Source organism: Actinoplanes sp. NPDC051388 (assembly GCF_055586225.1).
In genome coordinates this window covers 223,131-239,782 of the sequence record NZ_JBVJIP010000005.1, presented here as the reverse complement: position 1 = coordinate 239,782, position 16,652 = coordinate 223,131, and the positions used below count along the sequence as shown (strand labels likewise).

11 protein-coding genes are annotated in these 16,652 nt (G+C 72.0%); 5 read left to right on the top strand and 6 right to left on the bottom strand.

Annotated elements, in window-relative coordinates; translation table 11 throughout:
- Nucleotides 1-57: 57 nt before the first annotated feature.
- Together ACZ6TI_RS15340 and ACZ6TI_RS15335 are read right to left on the bottom strand one after the other, a co-directional pair.
- Nucleotides 58-2,484 carry a VIT domain-containing protein gene (locus tag ACZ6TI_RS15340; RefSeq protein ID WP_465345668.1) on the bottom strand — a complete coding sequence of 809 codons (2,427 nt, stop codon included), beginning with the start codon at nucleotides 2,482-2,484 and terminating at the stop codon, nucleotides 58-60.
- On the bottom strand, nucleotides 2,481-3,125 hold the full coding sequence (locus tag ACZ6TI_RS15335) for a MerR family transcriptional regulator (protein WP_465345667.1): 645 nt from the start codon (nucleotides 3,123-3,125) through the stop codon (nucleotides 2,481-2,483). The genes ACZ6TI_RS15340 and ACZ6TI_RS15335 overlap by 4 nt, the downstream gene beginning before the upstream one ends.
- Before the next feature lie 62 nt (nucleotides 3,126-3,187).
- Here ACZ6TI_RS15335 and ACZ6TI_RS15330 point away from each other — a divergent pair, with 62 nt between their 5' ends.
- Nucleotides 3,188-3,883, top strand: a complete 696-nt coding sequence (locus tag ACZ6TI_RS15330; RefSeq protein WP_465345666.1) for a cyclase family protein — start codon at nucleotides 3,188-3,190, stop codon at nucleotides 3,881-3,883.
- On the opposite strand, the gene ACZ6TI_RS15325 is transcribed toward ACZ6TI_RS15330, so the two are convergent.
- From ACZ6TI_RS15325 to ACZ6TI_RS15315, 3 genes are all read right to left on the bottom strand, one after another.
- The gene (locus ACZ6TI_RS15325; protein ID WP_465345665.1) at nucleotides 3,880-5,793 is read right to left on the bottom strand and encodes a peptidase M6 immune inhibitor A; all 1,914 of its coding nucleotides are present in this window, start codon (nucleotides 5,791-5,793) and stop codon (nucleotides 3,880-3,882) included. The genes ACZ6TI_RS15330 and ACZ6TI_RS15325 overlap by 4 nt on opposite strands.
- Nucleotides 5,794-6,928: 1,135 nt before the next feature.
- On the bottom strand, nucleotides 6,929-7,735 hold the full coding sequence (locus ACZ6TI_RS15320; protein WP_465345664.1) for an ABC transporter permease: 807 nt from the start codon (nucleotides 7,733-7,735) through the stop codon (nucleotides 6,929-6,931).
- The gene (locus ACZ6TI_RS15315) at nucleotides 7,732-8,631 is read right to left on the bottom strand and encodes an ABC transporter ATP-binding protein (RefSeq protein WP_465345663.1); all 900 of its coding nucleotides are present in this window, start codon (nucleotides 8,629-8,631) and stop codon (nucleotides 7,732-7,734) included. Before ACZ6TI_RS15315 ends, ACZ6TI_RS15320 begins: the two co-directional genes overlap by 4 nt.
- A 131-nt stretch (nucleotides 8,632-8,762) precedes the next feature.
- Here ACZ6TI_RS15315 and ACZ6TI_RS15310 point away from each other — a divergent pair, with 131 nt between their 5' ends.
- From ACZ6TI_RS15310 to ACZ6TI_RS15295, 4 genes are all read left to right on the top strand, one after another.
- Complete coding sequence (locus ACZ6TI_RS15310; RefSeq protein ID WP_465345662.1) at nucleotides 8,763-10,010, top strand: sensor histidine kinase; 1,248 nt, start codon at nucleotides 8,763-8,765, stop codon at nucleotides 10,008-10,010.
- 707 nt (nucleotides 10,011-10,717) lie between these two features.
- Nucleotides 10,718-11,419: a response regulator transcription factor gene (locus ACZ6TI_RS15305; protein WP_465345908.1), complete on the top strand. Its 702-nt coding sequence runs from the start codon at nucleotides 10,718-10,720 to the stop codon at nucleotides 11,417-11,419.
- A 271-nt stretch (nucleotides 11,420-11,690) separates the two neighbouring features.
- Nucleotides 11,691-12,860, top strand: a complete 1,170-nt coding sequence (locus ACZ6TI_RS15300) for an AI-2E family transporter (RefSeq protein WP_465345661.1) — start codon at nucleotides 11,691-11,693, stop codon at nucleotides 12,858-12,860.
- 713 nt (nucleotides 12,861-13,573) lie between these two features.
- Entirely contained in the window at nucleotides 13,574-15,304 is a 1,731-nt protein-coding gene (locus ACZ6TI_RS15295; protein ID WP_465345660.1) for a substrate-binding domain-containing protein, read from the top strand.
- A gap of 8 nt (nucleotides 15,305-15,312) precedes the next feature.
- On the opposite strand, the gene ACZ6TI_RS15290 is transcribed toward ACZ6TI_RS15295, so the two are convergent.
- Entirely contained in the window at nucleotides 15,313-16,509 is a 1,197-nt protein-coding gene (locus ACZ6TI_RS15290; protein ID WP_465345659.1) for a dipeptidase, read from the bottom strand.
- Nucleotides 16,510-16,652 lie beyond the last annotated feature (143 nt).

The following is a 16,652-nucleotide window of genomic DNA, read 5'->3' as shown; positions in this document are numbered from 1 at the left end:
TGCCGCTGACGCCGGCCGACCATCCTGGTCGGCCGGCGTTTGCCTGCGGCCCGGCCGTCAGCGCTTCCAGAAGGCCTTCCGCTCGGGCTGCGGCTGCGGCTGCTCGCCCGGCTCGTCCCGGCCGAGCAGGGTGAGCAGCGTCTGCGCGTCGGTCCACCTGGCGTCCAGGTCGCCGTCACCCTTCAGGCGCTGCACCAGGTCGCGCAGCTTCTGCAGGGTCTCGCCGATCGTCCCGGCGAGCAGCACCTCGAGTCGTGTCACCAGGTCGTCGAGCATCTCCCTCCGCTCGTAGTCCGGACGGCCCTCGGCCGCGCGCAACCGGTCGGCCTCGATCCGTGCCAGCGCCTTCAGATCCGCCGCCGGCAACCGGTTCGTGGCCATCTCGACGCCGCCGGTCCGGAAGCCACCGCCGCCGGTCGGCATGGCGCCCGCCGCCGGCGGCCGACCGTCGCGCTTGGCCATCCTGCGCCGGCCACCGGGCGCGCCCGGCGCCGCCACGTCCTCCGTCATCGCCCGCGGCGCCCCGAACCGCTGCGGCATCGGCGGCGGCGGACCGGCCGGCGCCGACAGCGACATCAGGCTCATCGGCATCGCCACACCGCCGGCGGCCACCGGCGACTCCCACCCGGACGGCAGCTCCACCGGCTGCGTCACCCGGCGGGTCTCGCCGTTCTCGTTCACCACCCGGCTGTCCACCGCCACGAACGCGGTGAACCGGCACAGCACCCCGAACCGCAGCGACGTGGCGACGATGGCCTCCTCGAGCGTGCGGTCGCCGGTCGCATATCGGTCCTCCAAGTCCCGCAGCCGGGCCCTCGCCCACTGCGCGGTCACCGCCGGCTCGGTGCGCCGCTGCACCGGCACCGTCACGCGGAACTCCTGGTCGTCACGGGTGCGCCCGGTGACCGTCACGGTCCCGGCGGCGTTCCCGGCATAACGCCCGGTGATGACCAGCGGCACGCCCGGGAAGAGCGACGGCAGCCGGTGCGGGCTGCGGGTGTCCGCCAGCAGCGTCAGGCCCTCGGCGCCGACCACGAGGTCGGTGACCGCCGGCGCGCCGATCCGGCGGTGGATGTGCTCCATCGCGTCGTCCAGCCGGTCCTCGCTCTCCACCAGCTCGGTGCGCCCGCCGCCGAGCGCCGCCAGCCGGCCCAGGAAGCCCGCGTTCACCGCCCGGTCGATGCCGATCGTGTGCACCCGGGTGGTGCCGATCAGCGGCGCGATCTCGCCGAGGATCTGGTCCTCGTTGCCGACCTGGCCGTCGGTGACCAGCACCAGGACCCGGTCGCGCTCACTGTCGCCGAGCAGCCGCAACCCGTCGCGCAGCGGCGAGAGCAGCTCGGTGCCGCCGCGGGCGGTCGCCTTGGACAGGTGCTCGACCGCGCGGAACCGCTGCCGGTCGGTCCCCTCGATCAGGCCCTGCTCCTGACCGGGAGCACGCTCCACGACGCTGTCGAAGGTCAGCACCGCGAACCGGTCGTCGGTGGTGAGCGTGTCGACCACGCGGGCGGCGGCGCGGCGGGCGGCCACCATCTTCCAGCCGCCCATGCTGCCGGACCGATCCAGCAGCAGCACCACGTCCTTGGGCCGGACCGCGTCGGCGGCCGCGGGCGGGAGCACCGTTACCTGGTAGGTGCCACTCTCCCGATCGTCGTCGTCGGCGTCCTCGTCGGGGACCGCGACGGCGTTCTGCGTGCCGCCCGCATATCCCAGCCTCAAGATGAAGTCGCGGTCCGCCCGCTCGCCCGGCTTGATGCTGATCCGGCGCTCGTCCTCGACCACCGTGTGCAGGCTGGAACGGACCTCGCCGAGCTCGAGCCCGGCCGGGTCGATGTCGACCTCGACGGAGAGGCGCAGCGGGTTGGGGAAGCCCGGCAGCAGCACCGGAGGAGTGATCCGGGAGGCGTCGGGCACCGCGTCGGTGTCCAACTCGCGACCGTCGCCGGCCTGGTCGCCGGGGAGTGGCTGACCCGGGATGTAACGCGGCGCGACCACCAGCGGGAACCGGAACGTGGCCGCGCCGTCCTCGAACGGCAGCGGACCGACCAGCCGCAACTCGATCGTCACGCGCTCGCCCGGCAAGATGTTGCCCACCCGCATGCTGAACACGTCGGGCCGGTCCTCCTCGGCGATCGACGCCCGCTGACCGGCCGCCTTGGCCCGGTCGTAGGTCTCCCGCGCGGCACCCCGCTCCTGGAGCTCCGCCTCGACCGTGCGGCCGTCGGCGGTCATCGTCATGCCGGTCACCGCGGCCCGGTCCGGCAGCGGGAAGATGTACGTCGCCTCGAGCGCGGTGTCGTGCGCGTTGAGGAACTCGGTGACTACCACCGTGCGGGCGGTCAGGCCGGCGATGGAGCCGCGCACGTCGAGGCGGTCGAGCGGCAGGTTGCCGCGGTCGGTGTGCAGCGCGCCGAACCCGGCGTCCGGCAGGATCCGGATGCGGCCCAGCTCGCCAGGCGCCATCGGGGCGATCGAAAAGGTCATGACGGGCTCCCATCCTCGGTGTTCGGCAACGGATCCATGAGCAGGCCACGACGGGCCAACGTGCGAAGCAACGGCTCGGCGGCCGTCGCGATGGCGGTGAGATCGTCCTCGGTGGGCACTCCCGGGAGGACAAGAATGGCCCCGCCGCCCAGCCGCACACCACCTACCCGGGTATCGATCCTCGGGCCGGATTCTTCGACTTCGGTCGATGGCATCTCGCCATCGGTCGTGGTCGCGTCGTCATCGGTCCTGGTCGCGGAACTCGCCGGTGGTGTCGACCAGAAGCGCGCCGGTGGGCGTACGTCCGGGGTCGTGCCGTTCGACGCCAGCAGCCCCTGGGGGACCCGGGCCACCTCGGCCAGCGTCTCGTCGTCGGCGCCCGCCAGCTCGGCCTGGATCGCCGCCAGCGACTGCCCGTCGGCCTGCCGGCGCTTGACCGCGACCAGTTGCAGCAGGTGCCGCGGGCCATAGAGCGCGGACCGGCCACGCATGCCGAGCGGCCGATCCACCAGGCCGATCGTCGTATACCACCGGATCGCCCGGCGGTCCGGCGTGTCGCGGACCCGGCCGTTGGGCGCGCCGGAGTATTCGGCCGCCAAGGCGTGACCGACCCGCTCCACCAACTCATCCAGCGTCCACATGCCCGCCACTATGACACTGTAAGCGTGACAGTGTCAACGTCGACGCGGGCTAGGCTCGGCGCATGCGGCTGATCAGCCTGTCGCACGTCAACGACCCCGCGACCACCAGCGTCTACCCGGGCGATCCGGAGTTCCGCCTGACGACGGTGGCGACGATCGCGGCGGACGGCTACCACCTGCAGGCGGTCCACCAGGGCGAGCACACCGGCACGCACTGGGGAGCGCCGGGCCACTTCAACGCGGGGGAGCCGCTCGCCGACGAGTTGTCGCCCGCCGATCTGCACCTGCCGGCCGTGTGCGTCGACGTCCGCGACCGGTGCGCGCCCGATCCGGACCACGCGGTCACGATCGACGAACTGACCGGCTGGGAAGAGCGGCACAGCCGCATCCCGGACAACGCCATGGTGATCATCCGGACCGGCTGGGCCGAGCGGTGGGGCACGCCGGCGTTCGCCGGCCGGGACGAGGCCGGAGCGCTGCACCACCCGGGCTTCGCGCCGGACACCGTGCGGTGGCTGATCGAGACCGGCCGGCTGGGTCGCAACGGCGGCACCGGCACGGACGCCTTCAGCCCCGACCGCGGCGTGGACGACGACTTCCCGGTGTCCAAGCTGGTCTATCGCGAGCACCGGATCAGCCTGGAATGCCTGACCAACCTGGGTGCGCTGCCGCCGACCGGCGCCCACATCCTGTGCGGCGGCGCGATCAACCGGGGCGGATCCGGCTCACCCGCTCTGATCTACGGCCTGCTTCCCTAGCCCGTCTGCCGCACGCCGTTCACCGTGAGCGTGTAGGGGGCATACTGCGTGACCTGCTCGGTCGGGTCGTCGTGGGCGATCACCGCGACCACCTTGTCGTACCGCCGTAGCTTGGCGAAGTCGGCCGGCGCCACCTGTCGGAACGACGTCGCGTCCAGGCCGATCAGCTTGACCTCCCAATGGTGCACCGGGGTCGGCCGGACCTGCGTGTAGGACCGGAACAGCGCCGGTCGCGACGCCACCGTGACACCGCCGACGTCGATGCCGGTGACATACCAGCCGCCCTCGTTCACGGCACTGTCACTGACATAGCGAAAACCAAGCAAGACCCTCTTCCCGGCGTACGCGGAAAGGTCGTAGGCGTGCGGGACGAACTTGCCGCCGGTGTCCCCGGTGACGCCCGGTCCCAGCGGTCCGGCGACGGTGTTGTCGCCCTGGATCGCCCGGTAGGTCCTGCCGCCGTCGGTGGACACGGTCACATAGCCGTAATCGTATTCGGTCTCGGCGCCGTACTTGGTGCTGATCCGGAGCTGCGGGTCCTTGGCCGGGACGGTCACCTCGATCACCGCCGAGGCGTCGGTGTCGAATTCGTCGCCGGAGAAGAGGGCGCCGTCGCGCAGGGTCCACCGCATCGGGAGCGGTGGCAGGGTGGGTGCGCCGGTGAAGCGTACGGAGCGCAGGTCACGGCCTCGGACGGGCAGGCGCACGTAGTCGGCGCCGTTGGGGGCGGCGCCCGGGCGGGCGTACGCGGAAGGGTTGTCGAGGTTGACCGTCGACCGCAGCGAACGGGACGTGAAGCGCGGGTCCCCGGCGATGGAGTATTTGTCGACCAACGTCATGGTCTGGAAGTCGTGCAGCACGTCGAACACGCCGGTCGGCAGTGCCGCGCCGACGCCGCCGAGGCCCTGGCGGCTGCCGTCGCGGTGGATCGCCGAGAGGACGCCGGGCCCGAAGCGGTCGCGCAAGTAGAGCATGAACTGGTAGGCGATGCCGTAGTCGGCGAGCACCTCGGCGGGTTTGCCCTCGTCCCAGAGGTTGAGCGAGTTCTGCGGTCCGCCACAGTCACGCGGCGTCGTGTTGAACGCGGTGCGCACCACGCCGAAGCCCTGGAAGCAGGTCAGATGGCCGTCCGCGCCGCGCCGGTAGATCGACCTCCGGGTGTCCACATAGCCGGTCAGGCTCTGCGCATAATCGGACAGGCCCTCGTTGACCCAGGTCTCCTCGTCCGGATCGGTGTACGACTGCAGCAGGTGCTGCCACTCGTGCGCGAACGTCGCCTCGTACATCCGCGGCTTGGCCGGCCGGCTGGTGCAGAGATCATCGCTGGCGTCGTCCGGCGGATTGGCGCCGGTCCGGTGCTTCCAGTCGTAGGCGTCGATCGTCATGACGTTCCGGTCGACCAGATCGTTGAGCTGCGCCGAGAAGAACCCCGCGATGTAGGTGGACGCCTCCGGGAAGGAGGTGTAGTTGTCGTCACGGATGTTGTCGATCAGGGTGACGGTGCGGTCGGCGCCGCCGGTGAACTTCCCGTCCAGCAGCGGGTCGGTCCCGTCGCGCCCGGGCGGCGTGCTGAAGGCCCGGGTCTCCCGCGGGTAGATCGTCCCGTCGAATTCCTTGACCAGGCTGGTCACCTGCGCGTCGGTCACCGTGACGGTGTCGGTGCGGCAGTCGCCCGCGGGAAAGGCCAGATCGTCGGCGACCCACACCTCGATGTGCTCGCCCACGGCCCGCAGCTTGTAGGCCTTCCGGTAGAACCGCCCTTGCAGATCATTGAGCCCGAGCCACTCGCGGCTGCTCCCCACCGCGGGCGTGTCCTCCGGCGGGACCTTCCTCCCGGCGATGCGCGCCCGCCCACCCGGCACGGCATAGATACGCCGGGAAAGCTCCCGCGCATCATCAAGCACAGTCACCCGACCGGTCGCACTGCCGCTCGCGCCGGTGTTCACGCTGGCTGAAGCGTGCCGGGTGGCGGAGCCCTGCGCGTTTGCGTCGCTTCCGATGCCTGCATCGCGGGTGGCGGCGGTACCTCGCGCAGCGAAGTTCCCGTTGGCCGTGGTGCCTGCGGCACGGGTTGTGGCATCCAGTCGTGCTGCGGCCTGGGGCGGTGCCGCGTCGGCGCTCTGCCTGCTTGTGGTCTGTGCCGTGGCAGCCGGCGGTCGCGCACCTGCCTTAGCGGTAGCCGTCGGCGCGATGGCCGTTCCCGATGCCGCGAACAGCGGAAGAATCAAGGCAAACGCGCTGGCGGAACCGAGTGGCATGCCTGAAGACGCTACCCGCAGATAGCACCCATAACCGGCATAAGCTCCCGCCGCCGCGCTGCGGCCCGCCGCTGCCCGCTGCTGGCGCCGCCGGCCGCCGTGCCACCCGCCGCGCTGCCATCGTCCCCCGTCGCCGCTCTCTGCGTCCGTCGTTGCTGCTCAATGCTGCTGCCGCCGACCGCCGTGCCGCCGCCGTGCCGCGCTGCCGCCCGTCGCTGCGGCCACAGCGGCCGTTGCCGTGCTGCGGCCTGCCGCAGTCGCCGTGCTGCGCTCGCCGCTGCCCACTGCTGGTGCTGGTGCTGGTGCTGCCGACCGCCGTGCCGCCCGCTGCCCGCCGCCGCGCTGGCCGCCGCCGCGCTGGCCGCCGCCGCGCTGGCCGCCGCCGCGCTGGCCGCCGCCGCGCTGGCCGCCGCCGCGCTGGCCGCCGCCGCGCCGCGCTGCCGCGCGTCGCTGCGGCCACAGCGGCCGCCGCCGCACTGCCGCCCTCCGCCGCCGCCCACGGCTGCCCACTTCTGCCGCCGCCGACCGCCGTGCCGACTGCCGCCCTCCGTCGCCGCGCTGCGGCTCGCCGCTGCTGCTCACTGCCGCCGCCGACCGCCGTGCCGACTGCCGCCACGCCGCCCGCCGCCATCAGTCCGCGCAGCCCATCAACGTTGGTCCGCGCTGCCGCCGCTGTTGGTCCGCGGTGCCATGTTCGGTCCGCGGGGCGGCCAGCCTCGGCCGACGGCGCGGCCGACCGCCCCATGCGCGGCCGGGAGAAGTGCTCCCGGCCGCGCACCCCCGATCGTTACGAGACTTCGCGTCGCAGGACGCGGAACGTGCCCGCGATCAGCGGGACTGCCACCCAGACCGCGACGGACACTCCGACGCGGGCCCATTGACCCGAAGTCATGGCCGCTTCGGTCAGGGGAGCGGTGGTCAGGTTGATGTCCAGCCAGCCGGCCGCAGTGCGCAGCGATCGGACCGTCTCGCCGAGGATGGTCCAGACCATCGGCAGGGCGAAGAAGGTCACGATGGCCAGCGGCGTGTTCATCAACAGGGCGCCGAAGGCCGAGCCCATCAGCACGAAGAGCACCTGCAACGCCAAGCATTGCAGCACCAGGCGCCAGCCGATGGTCCACGTGCCCGCGCCGTCGCCGGCCTGTGCGACGAGGTTGGCCAGCGCCCCGAAGGCGAAGGTCGCCGCGGTCGCCAGCACCGCGATGATCACCGCGGAGATCAGCTTGGCGGCGATCACCCGGCCGCGCTGGGGCACCAGCGTGAACGTGGTCAGCGCGGTCCGCTGTGACCACTCGCCGGTCATCGACAGGATGCCCAGCACCGGAAGCAACACGCCGGCCGGCAACTGCGCGAACGTGAAGAACCCGACGAACGTCTGCTCCTCGCCCGGTGCGGCGAACAACAGGATTGCCGCCGTCGCGAGCGACGCCAGGGCGATGACGATCAACAGCCACAGACCCGCGCGGGTGTCGGCGAGCTTGCGCAACTCGACGGCGACCAACCGGGGCAGCGGAATCTTTCGGGTGCGCTCGGCGGACTCCTCGGCGGTGCCGGCCGGCCCGGCCTGCCGCTGTGCGGTGTCGACGGCGGTCATCGGACGGCCTCCTTCACGGAATCACCAGCGGTGAGGGTCAGGAACATCTGCTCGAGTCCGCCGCCGCCGGCCGGTCGCAGCTCCAGCAGGACCAGGCCGGCGTCCGCCGCCGCCCGGCCGATCGTCTCGGCGTCGGCCTGCACGACCACCCCGCCGTCAGTGGCTCGCTTGCCGGACAGGCCCGCGCGCTGCAGCACCAGGTCGAGTGCGCCGGGATCCAGCGCCTTCACCACCGTGCCGGAAGCGGCAAGCAGCTCCGCTTTGTCGCCCTGTGCCACGACCCGGCCGCCGCCGATGACGACCAACTGGTCCGCCACCGCCTCGACCTCGCGCAACAGGTGCGACGAGAGCAGCACCGTGCCGCCCGCGTCCGCGAAATCGCGCAGCAGCCCCCGCATCCAGAAGATGCCCTCGGGATCCAGGCCGTTCGCCGGCTCGTCGAGGATCAGCACGCGCGGGCCGCCGAGCATCGCATAGGCCAGCCCCAGCCGCTGCCGCATGCCCAGTGAGTAAGCCTTCACCCGCCGCTTGGCGGCGGTCTTGTTGAGCCCGACCCGCTCCAGGCTCTCGTCGACCCTGCGCCGCTCGATGCCCATCGTCGTCGCGGCCAGCGTCAGCACCTCACGCCCCGTGCGCCCCGAGTGCTGCGCCGCGGCGTCAAGCAGCACGCCCACCCGCCGCCCGGGATTGCCGAGTCGCTTGTAGGGCACGCCGTCGACCGTGGCGTGACCCGCCGTGGGCGGGGTCAGCCCCGTGATCATGCGCATGGTGGTGGACTTGCCGGCCCCGTTGGGTCCCAGGAAACCGGTCACCGTGCCCGGCAGGCAGGTGAAAGACACGTCGTCAACGGCGGGGTGTGCCCCATACCGTTTGCTCAGATGTTCGACCGTGATCATGCCGACAAGCCTGTCGGGAACGGGTGGACCGGCGCGTCGGTCAGCGGTCGAGTTCCGCGAACCTTGGTATATGGAGAGCAGCGACTTTGGTCGGTATCGGCCCGCACTGCGCCCCACATACGATGACCGGCATGGGGACGCTGACCACGACGGAATACCGCTGGCTGCTGCCCGCGGTGCTGGTCGCCGACCCTGACGAGCATGCCGCGGTGCCGCGGTCCACCCGTGACTGGGTGATCGACACGCTGTGTTTCGCGCTCGGGTTCGGCTTCACCGTGCTGGTCACCTTCGACCTGCTGAGCGAGGACCCCAAGGTCGTGGCCGGCTGGTCGAGCACGCCGACGTGGCTGATCTGGGCCGACTTCGCGGTGGGCACCGCCATGGCGATCGCGCTTGGGTGGCGCCGGCGACATCCGGTGCCGCTGGCCGTGGCCACGATGGTGCTCGGCCTGTTCACGGTGGCCGGCTCCGTCACCGGCATGATCGTTCTGTTTTCGGTCGCCGTGCATCGCCGGTTCACGGTCGTGGCCGTCGTAGCGGTGGGATATCTGCTGTCGAGCACGGCATTCACCGCGATCCGGCAGGAGACCGGCACCGGCTATCTCGAGTCGATGGCGTGGAGTGCGGTCTTCATCGCGATCATCGTGCTGTGGGGGATGGTGGTGCGGTCCCGACGCCAGCTGGTGGTTTCGCTGCGTGACCGCGCCGAGCGGGCGGAGAGCGAGCAGCAGCTGCGGGTGGCGCAGGCGCGCACGCTGGAGCGCACCCGGATCGCCCGCGAGATGCACGACGTGCTGGCGCACCGGATCTCACTGCTCAGCCTGCACGCGGGAGCTCTGGAGATCCGTCCGGACGCGCCGTCGGAAGAGGTCGCCGGCGCGGCCGGAGTGATCCGCGCCAGCGCGCACCAGGCGTTGCAGGACCTGCGCGAGGTGATCGGGGTGCTCCGGGCCGACACGTCCGACGGCACCGATCCGGAGCGCCCGCAGCCCACCATCGCCGAGCTGTCGGCGCTGGCCGACGAGTCGCGCTCGGCGGGTGTGCGGGTCCGGCTCGAGCTGGAGGTGGCGACCGCCGAGGTTCCGGAGCTGACCGGGCGCACGGCCTACCGGATCGTTCAGGAGGGCCTGACCAACGCCCGCAAGCACGCGCCCGGCACGGCGGTGACGGTCACCATCGGCGGATCGCCCGCTTCCGGCCTGAGCGTCGAGATCCGAAACCCGTGGCCGGTGGCCGGCCACGCGGCCGCCATCCCCGGCACCGGCACGGGCCTGGTCGGCCTGGCCGAACGAGCCACCCTGGCCGGCGGTCGCCTGAGCCACGGCCGCGCCCCTGACGGCGACTTCACCCTCACCGCCTGGCTTCCATGGCCGCAATGACGGCCCCGCCGACACCAACCACTGCCAGCTCACCCATGCCCGCAACGGCCAACGCAGCCGGGCGCCAGACGGTAGGAGCAGGCGGGCGCCGGGCAGCAGCGGGCCGGACAGCTGCGGGCCCGGCAGCTGCGGGCCGGGCAGCAGCGGGCCAGGTGGGGGCAGGCTGGGCGGAGACGGGCCGGACAGCGCCGGGCCAGGTGGGGGCGGGCTGGGCGGAGACGGGCCGGGCAGCGGCGGGCCGGACAGCGCCGGGCCAGGTGGAGGCGGGCTGGGCGGAGACGGGCCGGACAGCGCCGGGCCAGGTGGAGGCGGGCTGGGCGGAGACGGGCCGGGCAGCGGCGGGCCGGACAGCGCCGGGCCAGGTGGAGGCGGGCTGGGCGGAGACGGGCCGGGCAGCGGCGGGCCGGGCGGAGACGGGCCGGGCAGCGGCGGGCCGGGCGGAGACGGGCCGGGCAGGCGCGGGGCGAGCAGGTCTGGCGGGGATTCGCTGGGTGGTGCCGACTTCGGCAGGCGGCTCGGACGCATCGCGTCCGGGGGATCGGCCGGAGGTGTTCCGAATGCGATCGCTCGGCATGGCCGGTGATGGCGTGCGTGAGACAGGCGCTGCCGATCAGAGGTTTGGTGGCTCTGGAACAGACGGGGCTGTGACGGACGGGCCTTCGGCGGGCGGGGTTGATGTGGACGGGGTTGATGTGGACGGGGTTGATGTGGACGGGGTTGATGTCGGCGGGGCCGGTGAGGACGGCGGGCGTGGGCCGGTGCGGGTGTTGATCGTCGATGACGATGCGCTGGTGCGTGCCGGGTTGACGATGATTCTGTCCGGGTCTGCGGACGTTGCTGTGGTGGGCGAGGCGGCCGACGGGCGGGATGTGCCGGATGCGGTGGCTGCGCACGCGCCGGATGTTGTGCTGATGGATATTCGGATGCCGGGGGTGGACGGGCTGGCCGCTACTGAAGCGTTGCGGCGGCGGGCCGGTGCGCCGGAAGTGATCGTGTTGACGACGTTCGACACCGATGAGTATGTGTTGCGGGCGTTGCAGGCCGGGGCCAGTGGGTTTTTGCTCAAGGACACGCCGCCCAAGGAGATCATCCATGCGGTGCGGCGGGTGGCGGCCGGGGAGGCGACGCTGTCGCCGACGGTCACGCGGCAGTTGATCGCGCATGTCGCTTCGCCTTCCGCGGGGCCGGCCGCGCACAACCTCGCGCGGCGCCGGATCGACGAGCTCTCCGAGCGCGAGCGGGAGGTGGCGATCGCGCTGGGCCACGGAAAGTCCAACGCGGAGATCTCCGCCGAGCTGTACCTGAGCGTGCCCACGGTGAAGGCCCACGTGTCGCGTCTGCTCACCAAGCTCGACATGAACAACCGCGTTCAGGTCGCGCTGCTGGTCCACGACGCCGGCCTCGCCTGAGCCACGGCACTCGGCCGCCGATCCGGCTGCCGTCCGCCGGTCGTCCCGCGAGCGGCAACCCGCAGGCACCGAGCGACTTCACGCGCGCGGAACGCCGTGACCACCGCGGCCGGTTCCTCCGCGCTGGATCGGGACCGCGACCCGGGTGGTGACGTTGCCCGGCCCTTGGCGGTGGCGCGGGCCTGACGTCACCCTGTCTGTTCGAGGAAATGGGTGGGCGACGCGGAGTTGCTTCACCTCCTTCGGGGAGATGGCGATCTATGGTGCTGGCATGTCTGCCACCGGCCTGAACGGCGCCAAGACGCGGTCCGCGTTGCGTACGTCGGCCTTTCTTTCGTTGCAAGCGTTGCTGGTTCTGCTCTTCGCCGGGGTGGTGCTGTGGATCCTCGGGCGGATGTGGACGGCGGTGTGGCCGCTCGTCGTGGCGCTGTTGCTCACGACGCTGACCTGGCCGGCCACCCGGTTTCTGCGGCGGCACGGGTGGCATCCGGCGCTCGCCGCGTCCGTCGTGACTGTGGTGTTTCTGCTGGTGGCCGCCGGGATCGTGGTGTTGATCGCGGTTCCGGTGGCGTCACAGTCGGGTGAACTGTCCGCCGGGGTGGCCAACGGCATTCAGCAGGTGCGGGAATGGGCCGCCGGGCCGCCGCTGAATTTCGGTGACGATCAGATCAGCTCGGCGCTCGATGCGGCGGTCGCCCGGATCCAGGGGAGTGTGGGCAGCATCGCCACGGCCGCGGTCACCGGGGTCGGGACCGTGGTCAACGGTGTCGTCACCGCTGTTCTCGCGATCCTGCTGATGTTCTTCTTCCTCAAGGACGGGCCGAAGTTCCTGCCGTGGCTCGCCCGGCAGCTTCCCGGCCGGCTCTCCGTGCACGTGCCGGTGGTGGCCGGCCGCAGTTTCGACACGCTCGGGGCGTTCGTCCGGTCGCAGGCGTTCGTGGGGCTGCTCGACGCGGTGTTCATCGGGCTCGGGCTGTGGATCGTCGGCGTGCCGCTGGTGCTGCCGCTGGCCGTGCTGACCTTCGTGTCGGCGTTCGTGCCGATCGTGGGTGCGCTCTTCGCCGGGTTCGTCGCCGTGCTGATCGCGCTGGTGTCCAACGGGCTCACCGATGCGCTGATCATCCTCGGCGTGATCATCCTGGTGCAGCAGCTGGAAGGGAACATCTTCCAGCCCATCGTGCAGAGCCGCGGGCTGGGCTTGCACGCCGCGGTGGTCCTGCTGGCCGTCGTGCTCGGCGGCAACCTGGCCGGCATCGTCGGCAGCCTCCTCGCCGTGCCGGTCGCCGCCATCCTCGCCGTGATCTGGTCCTACATGCGCGAACAGCTCACCGACCCACCATCGCCGACCTCACTCGCGACGGCCGACGGCCCACCCACGACGGCCGACCACCAAGACCGACCCGTGCCGCCGGATTCACCGACCACACCCAAGACCGCCTGACATCGCGAGCCTCCCCGGCACGAGTACCGGCGGATCGCCGGTGCAATGGGCTGCCGGCCGGCCGCAAGGTCGGGCTGGGAGGTCGGAATCTCCGACCGCTTCGGAGACCGACTCACGGCGCAAGCCCGCGGGCCATAGGTGGTCGCATCGGCAAGGGCCACCGGTACTCATGGGCGGGCTCGGCGATGGTGCAGGCCGGGCCGCGGTCGGGATGGCGCTGCCGGTGCCCAGATCGTGCGCGGCCCTGGCCGACCGGTCCCTGCCGGAGGAGGCGCCCATCGCTGGGCCGGACGGCACCACCGAGGTGTGCGTGCACACCAGGGTCCGCGAGGCCAATCGGGCTACGAGTGCCTCGTGCCGGCCGACTGCGTCGGCTGGAGACGATCGCCATCAAGGTTGGGGCTGGGACAACGGATGAGACCGACCGGTGGCGTGGGTGGGCTGCCGGGGCGATGGCTGGGCTCGGCGCCGAGTGAATGCACGTGGTCGGCCCCCAACGACTGAAGCGCGCGGAGATCCGCTGGTGGGGCATGGTTATGCGGTTGGTCTGGCCTTCTCCCGGCGCCGGAGCACGGGTTCGACCGGTTGTTCGACAACGGCCGTCCGCGGTTTGCGATGGAACGAAGGGATAGGGGAGTAACAATATGCAGTCGGCATGAGGGTTCATCCGATCGTCCGTGGTGCTTTGCGGACCGTCCGATCATGATGTCCGGGTGCCTGGCCGCCATCGTCAACTTCATCGCTCCGGTCTTCTCGTCGTGGCCGCCGCGGCCGCTGTTCTGGTCGTCGTCGCCGGGTCGTGGGCCGGATACCGGCAACTGTCCGGCAAGGACTGCTCCTCCACCGTCGCCCTGAAGGTGGCCGCGGCCGCCGAGATCGCACCCGCCGTGCGGGCCGCCGCCGGTCAGTGGGCCGCCGCCGACGACACCCGGGTGCAGGGCTCCTGCGTCACCGTCGCGGTGGACGTCGCCGACCCGCCCGCCATGGCCGCCGCCATCGCCGGGGAGCACGGCGTCAGCCTGCTGGGCGTCGGCGCCAAGTCCGGCGTCGCGTCCACGCCGGACGTGTGGATTCCGGACTCCAAGACCTGGCTGCTGCGGCTCGCCTCCGAGGCCACCGGCTTCCTGCCGGCCGACGGCGGCTCGATCGCGGAATCGCCGGTCGTCCTCGCGGTGCCGTCCCCGACCGCGAAGGCGCTGGGCTGGCCCGCGCGTACCCCGGGATTGAAGGATCTTGTCGCGAAGGTTGCCACGGACAAGTCGCTGCGGCCGGGGATCGTCAACCCGGCGAGAGACGCGGCGGGGCTGGCGGGGCTGCTCGCGCTCAGTGGCGCGGCCGGCGCCGACGCGACCGGAGCCAAGCTCAAGGTCGGTGCGATGCGGGCGTTCGCGCTGAACAGCTCCAGCATCCGGGCCGACATGATGCAGAAGTTCCCCCGGTCACCCGAGGACGTGAGCAGCGCGATCGGCATGGCGCCGCTGTCCGAGGAGGACGTGATCGCCTACAACGCGAGCAAGCCGCAGATCGAGCTCGCCGCGCTGTACCCGTCGCCGGCCCCGCCCGCGCTGGACTACCCGTTCGCGGTGATGCCCGGTGTCGAACCGGTGAAGTCGGCCGCCGCGGCCGCGCTGCACCAGGCGCTCGGCGGCAGCGGCTTCACCAACGAGCTCGCCAAGGCCGGGCTGCGTGCCCCGGACGGCCGGGCCGGGCAGGGGTTCAGCGGCCCGTCCGGCGCGCCCGCGACGGTCGCGCCGGCCGCCGCGCCCAAGGACGCGAAGGCCGTGGCCGGCGCGATCGGGCAACTGCTGGGCAGCTGGACGGCGATCACCCAGCCGGGCCGGATGCTGGCCGTGTTCGACGTGTCCGGCTCGATGAAGGAGAAGGTGCCGACCGCCGGTGGCATGACCCGGGCGCAGGTCACCCAGGGGGTGGCCGAGCAGGGCCTGGCGCTGCTCGACGACCGCTGGGCGGTCGGCAACTGGACCTTCTCCACGAACATGGACGGCAAGAAGGCCTACATCGAGAACGTGCCGATCACGTCGCTGGCCACCGGGCGCGGGCAGTTGCGGGAGGCGATCGGCCGGATCATCCCCAAGGACGGCGGCGACACCGGCCTGTTCGAGACCGCGCTGGCGGCCTACCAGGCGTCCCGGGACGAGTGGGAGGCCGGCCTGAGCAACTCGGTGGTGATCTACACCGACGGCAAGAACGACAACCCCGGCGGCATGGAGGACATCGACGAGCTGGTCAGCAAGATGACCAAGCTGCGCGACCCGCGGCGGCCGGTTCGCATGATCATCATCGGGATCGGCACCGGCGTCGACCGCACGGAACTCGAGACGATCGCCAAGGCGTCCGGCAACGGTGGCGTCTTCATCGCCACCGACCCGGCCAAGATCGGCGAGATCTTCCTGCAGGCGATCGCCAGCCGGTCCGGCGCCTAGACCAGCGCTCAGCGAGCGGGGGAGGGCGGCCAGAGGGGTTCCTCGGCCAGCTCCTCCGTCTCGCGCAGCACTCGCAGCATGTTCCGCCCGGTGAGTTTCTGCAGGTCGGCGGCGCTCCAGCCGCGGTCGGCCAGCTCGGAGAGCAGCCGCGGATAGCCGGACACGTCCTCCAGCCCGGCCGGCAGCACGTCGACCCCGTCGTAGTCCCCGCCGAGCCCGACATGGTCCACCCCGGCGACCTCGCGGGCGTGCTCGATGTGGTCGGCCACCTGCGCGAGCGTCGCGGTCGGCCGCGGATTGGCGGCCAGCCAGGCGGCCAGCTCGGGCTTCTCCGTTGGAGAAGGGGCGGAGGAGGTGGGTGGCACGCCGGGTGCCGGCGCCGCCGGCCACGATTCCGGCCCATCCGGTACGCCCAACCGCGACGCCTCCGCGCTCATCGCCGCCGACCACGCCTGCATCTCGGACGACACGAAGGACGGCACGAAGGTCAGCTGCACCACCCCGCCGTTGTCGCTCAGCCGGGCCAGCACCTCGTCGGGCACGTTGCGCCGGTGGTCGGTGACCGCGCGGGCCGACGAATGGCTGAAGATCACCGGGGCGACCGCCACGTCCAGCGCCGCGTTCATCGTCACCGGCGCCACGTGTGACAGGTCGACCAGCACCCCGATGCGCTGCATCTCCCGCACGATCGCCCGCCCGGCCTCGTTCAGGCCACCGACCGCGGGCTCCTCCGCCGCCGAGTCGGCCCACGAGGTGTTGTTGTTGTGGGTCAGCGTGACGTAACGGACGCCGAGCCGAGCGAACGAGCGCAGCACGCCCAGCGAGGTGGCCAGGCTGTGCCCGCCCTCGATGCCGATCAGCGACGCGATCCGCCCGTCCGCCCAGGCCCGCTCCACGTCGCCCGCGGTGCACGCGATGACCAGGTCCGCCGGATAGGCCGCGGCCATCCGGTAGACCGCGTCCACCTGCTCCATGGTCGCCACCACGGCCTCGGGCTCGGGCAGGTCGGAGGGCACGTAGACCGACCAGAACTGGGCGCCGACCCCGCCGGCCCGCAACCGCGGCAGGTCGGTGTGGAAGTCGGGCTGCGGCCGGTCCAGCCCGGCCACCGAATAGCCGCGCAGCGCTCGCAGCTGCATCGGCAGGTCGTTGTGCCCGTCGATCACCGGTGCGGCACGCAGGACATCGGTCACCAGCGGATTCATGCCCGAAGAATGCCACGCCGAGCCCACTTGAGTGATCACCGGGGTCCGCAACCGGGAGGCACCTCGACGGGCACTGGAGGTGCACCGCGCACCCCGGAATCTTCTCTGCATGCCCGGCCGAACACACGGCCGGACAACGGGGG

What these genes read in the sequence shown, in the direction of transcription:
- ACZ6TI_RS15340 (WP_465345668.1), bottom strand. Translation starts at nt 2,484, where the DNA reads ATGACCTTTTCGATCGCCCCGATGGCGCCTGGCGAGCTGGGCCGCATC.
- ACZ6TI_RS15330 (WP_465345666.1), top strand. Translation starts at nt 3,188, where the DNA reads ATGCGGCTGATCAGCCTGTCGCACGTCAACGACCCCGCGACCACCAGC.
- ACZ6TI_RS15310 (WP_465345662.1), top strand. Translation starts at nt 8,763, where the DNA reads ATGGGGACGCTGACCACGACGGAATACCGCTGGCTGCTGCCCGCGGTG.
- ACZ6TI_RS15320 (WP_465345664.1), bottom strand. Translation starts at nt 7,735, where the DNA reads ATGACCGCCGTCGACACCGCACAGCGGCAGGCCGGGCCGGCCGGCACC.
- ACZ6TI_RS15290 (WP_465345659.1), bottom strand. Translation starts at nt 16,509, where the DNA reads ATGAATCCGCTGGTGACCGATGTCCTGCGTGCCGCACCGGTGATCGAC.
- ACZ6TI_RS15335 (WP_465345667.1), bottom strand. Translation starts at nt 3,125, where the DNA reads ATGTGGACGCTGGATGAGTTGGTGGAGCGGGTCGGTCACGCCTTGGCG.
- ACZ6TI_RS15315 (WP_465345663.1), bottom strand. Translation starts at nt 8,631, where the DNA reads ATGATCACGGTCGAACATCTGAGCAAACGGTATGGGGCACACCCCGCC.
- ACZ6TI_RS15300 (WP_465345661.1), top strand. Translation starts at nt 11,691, where the DNA reads ATGTCTGCCACCGGCCTGAACGGCGCCAAGACGCGGTCCGCGTTGCGT.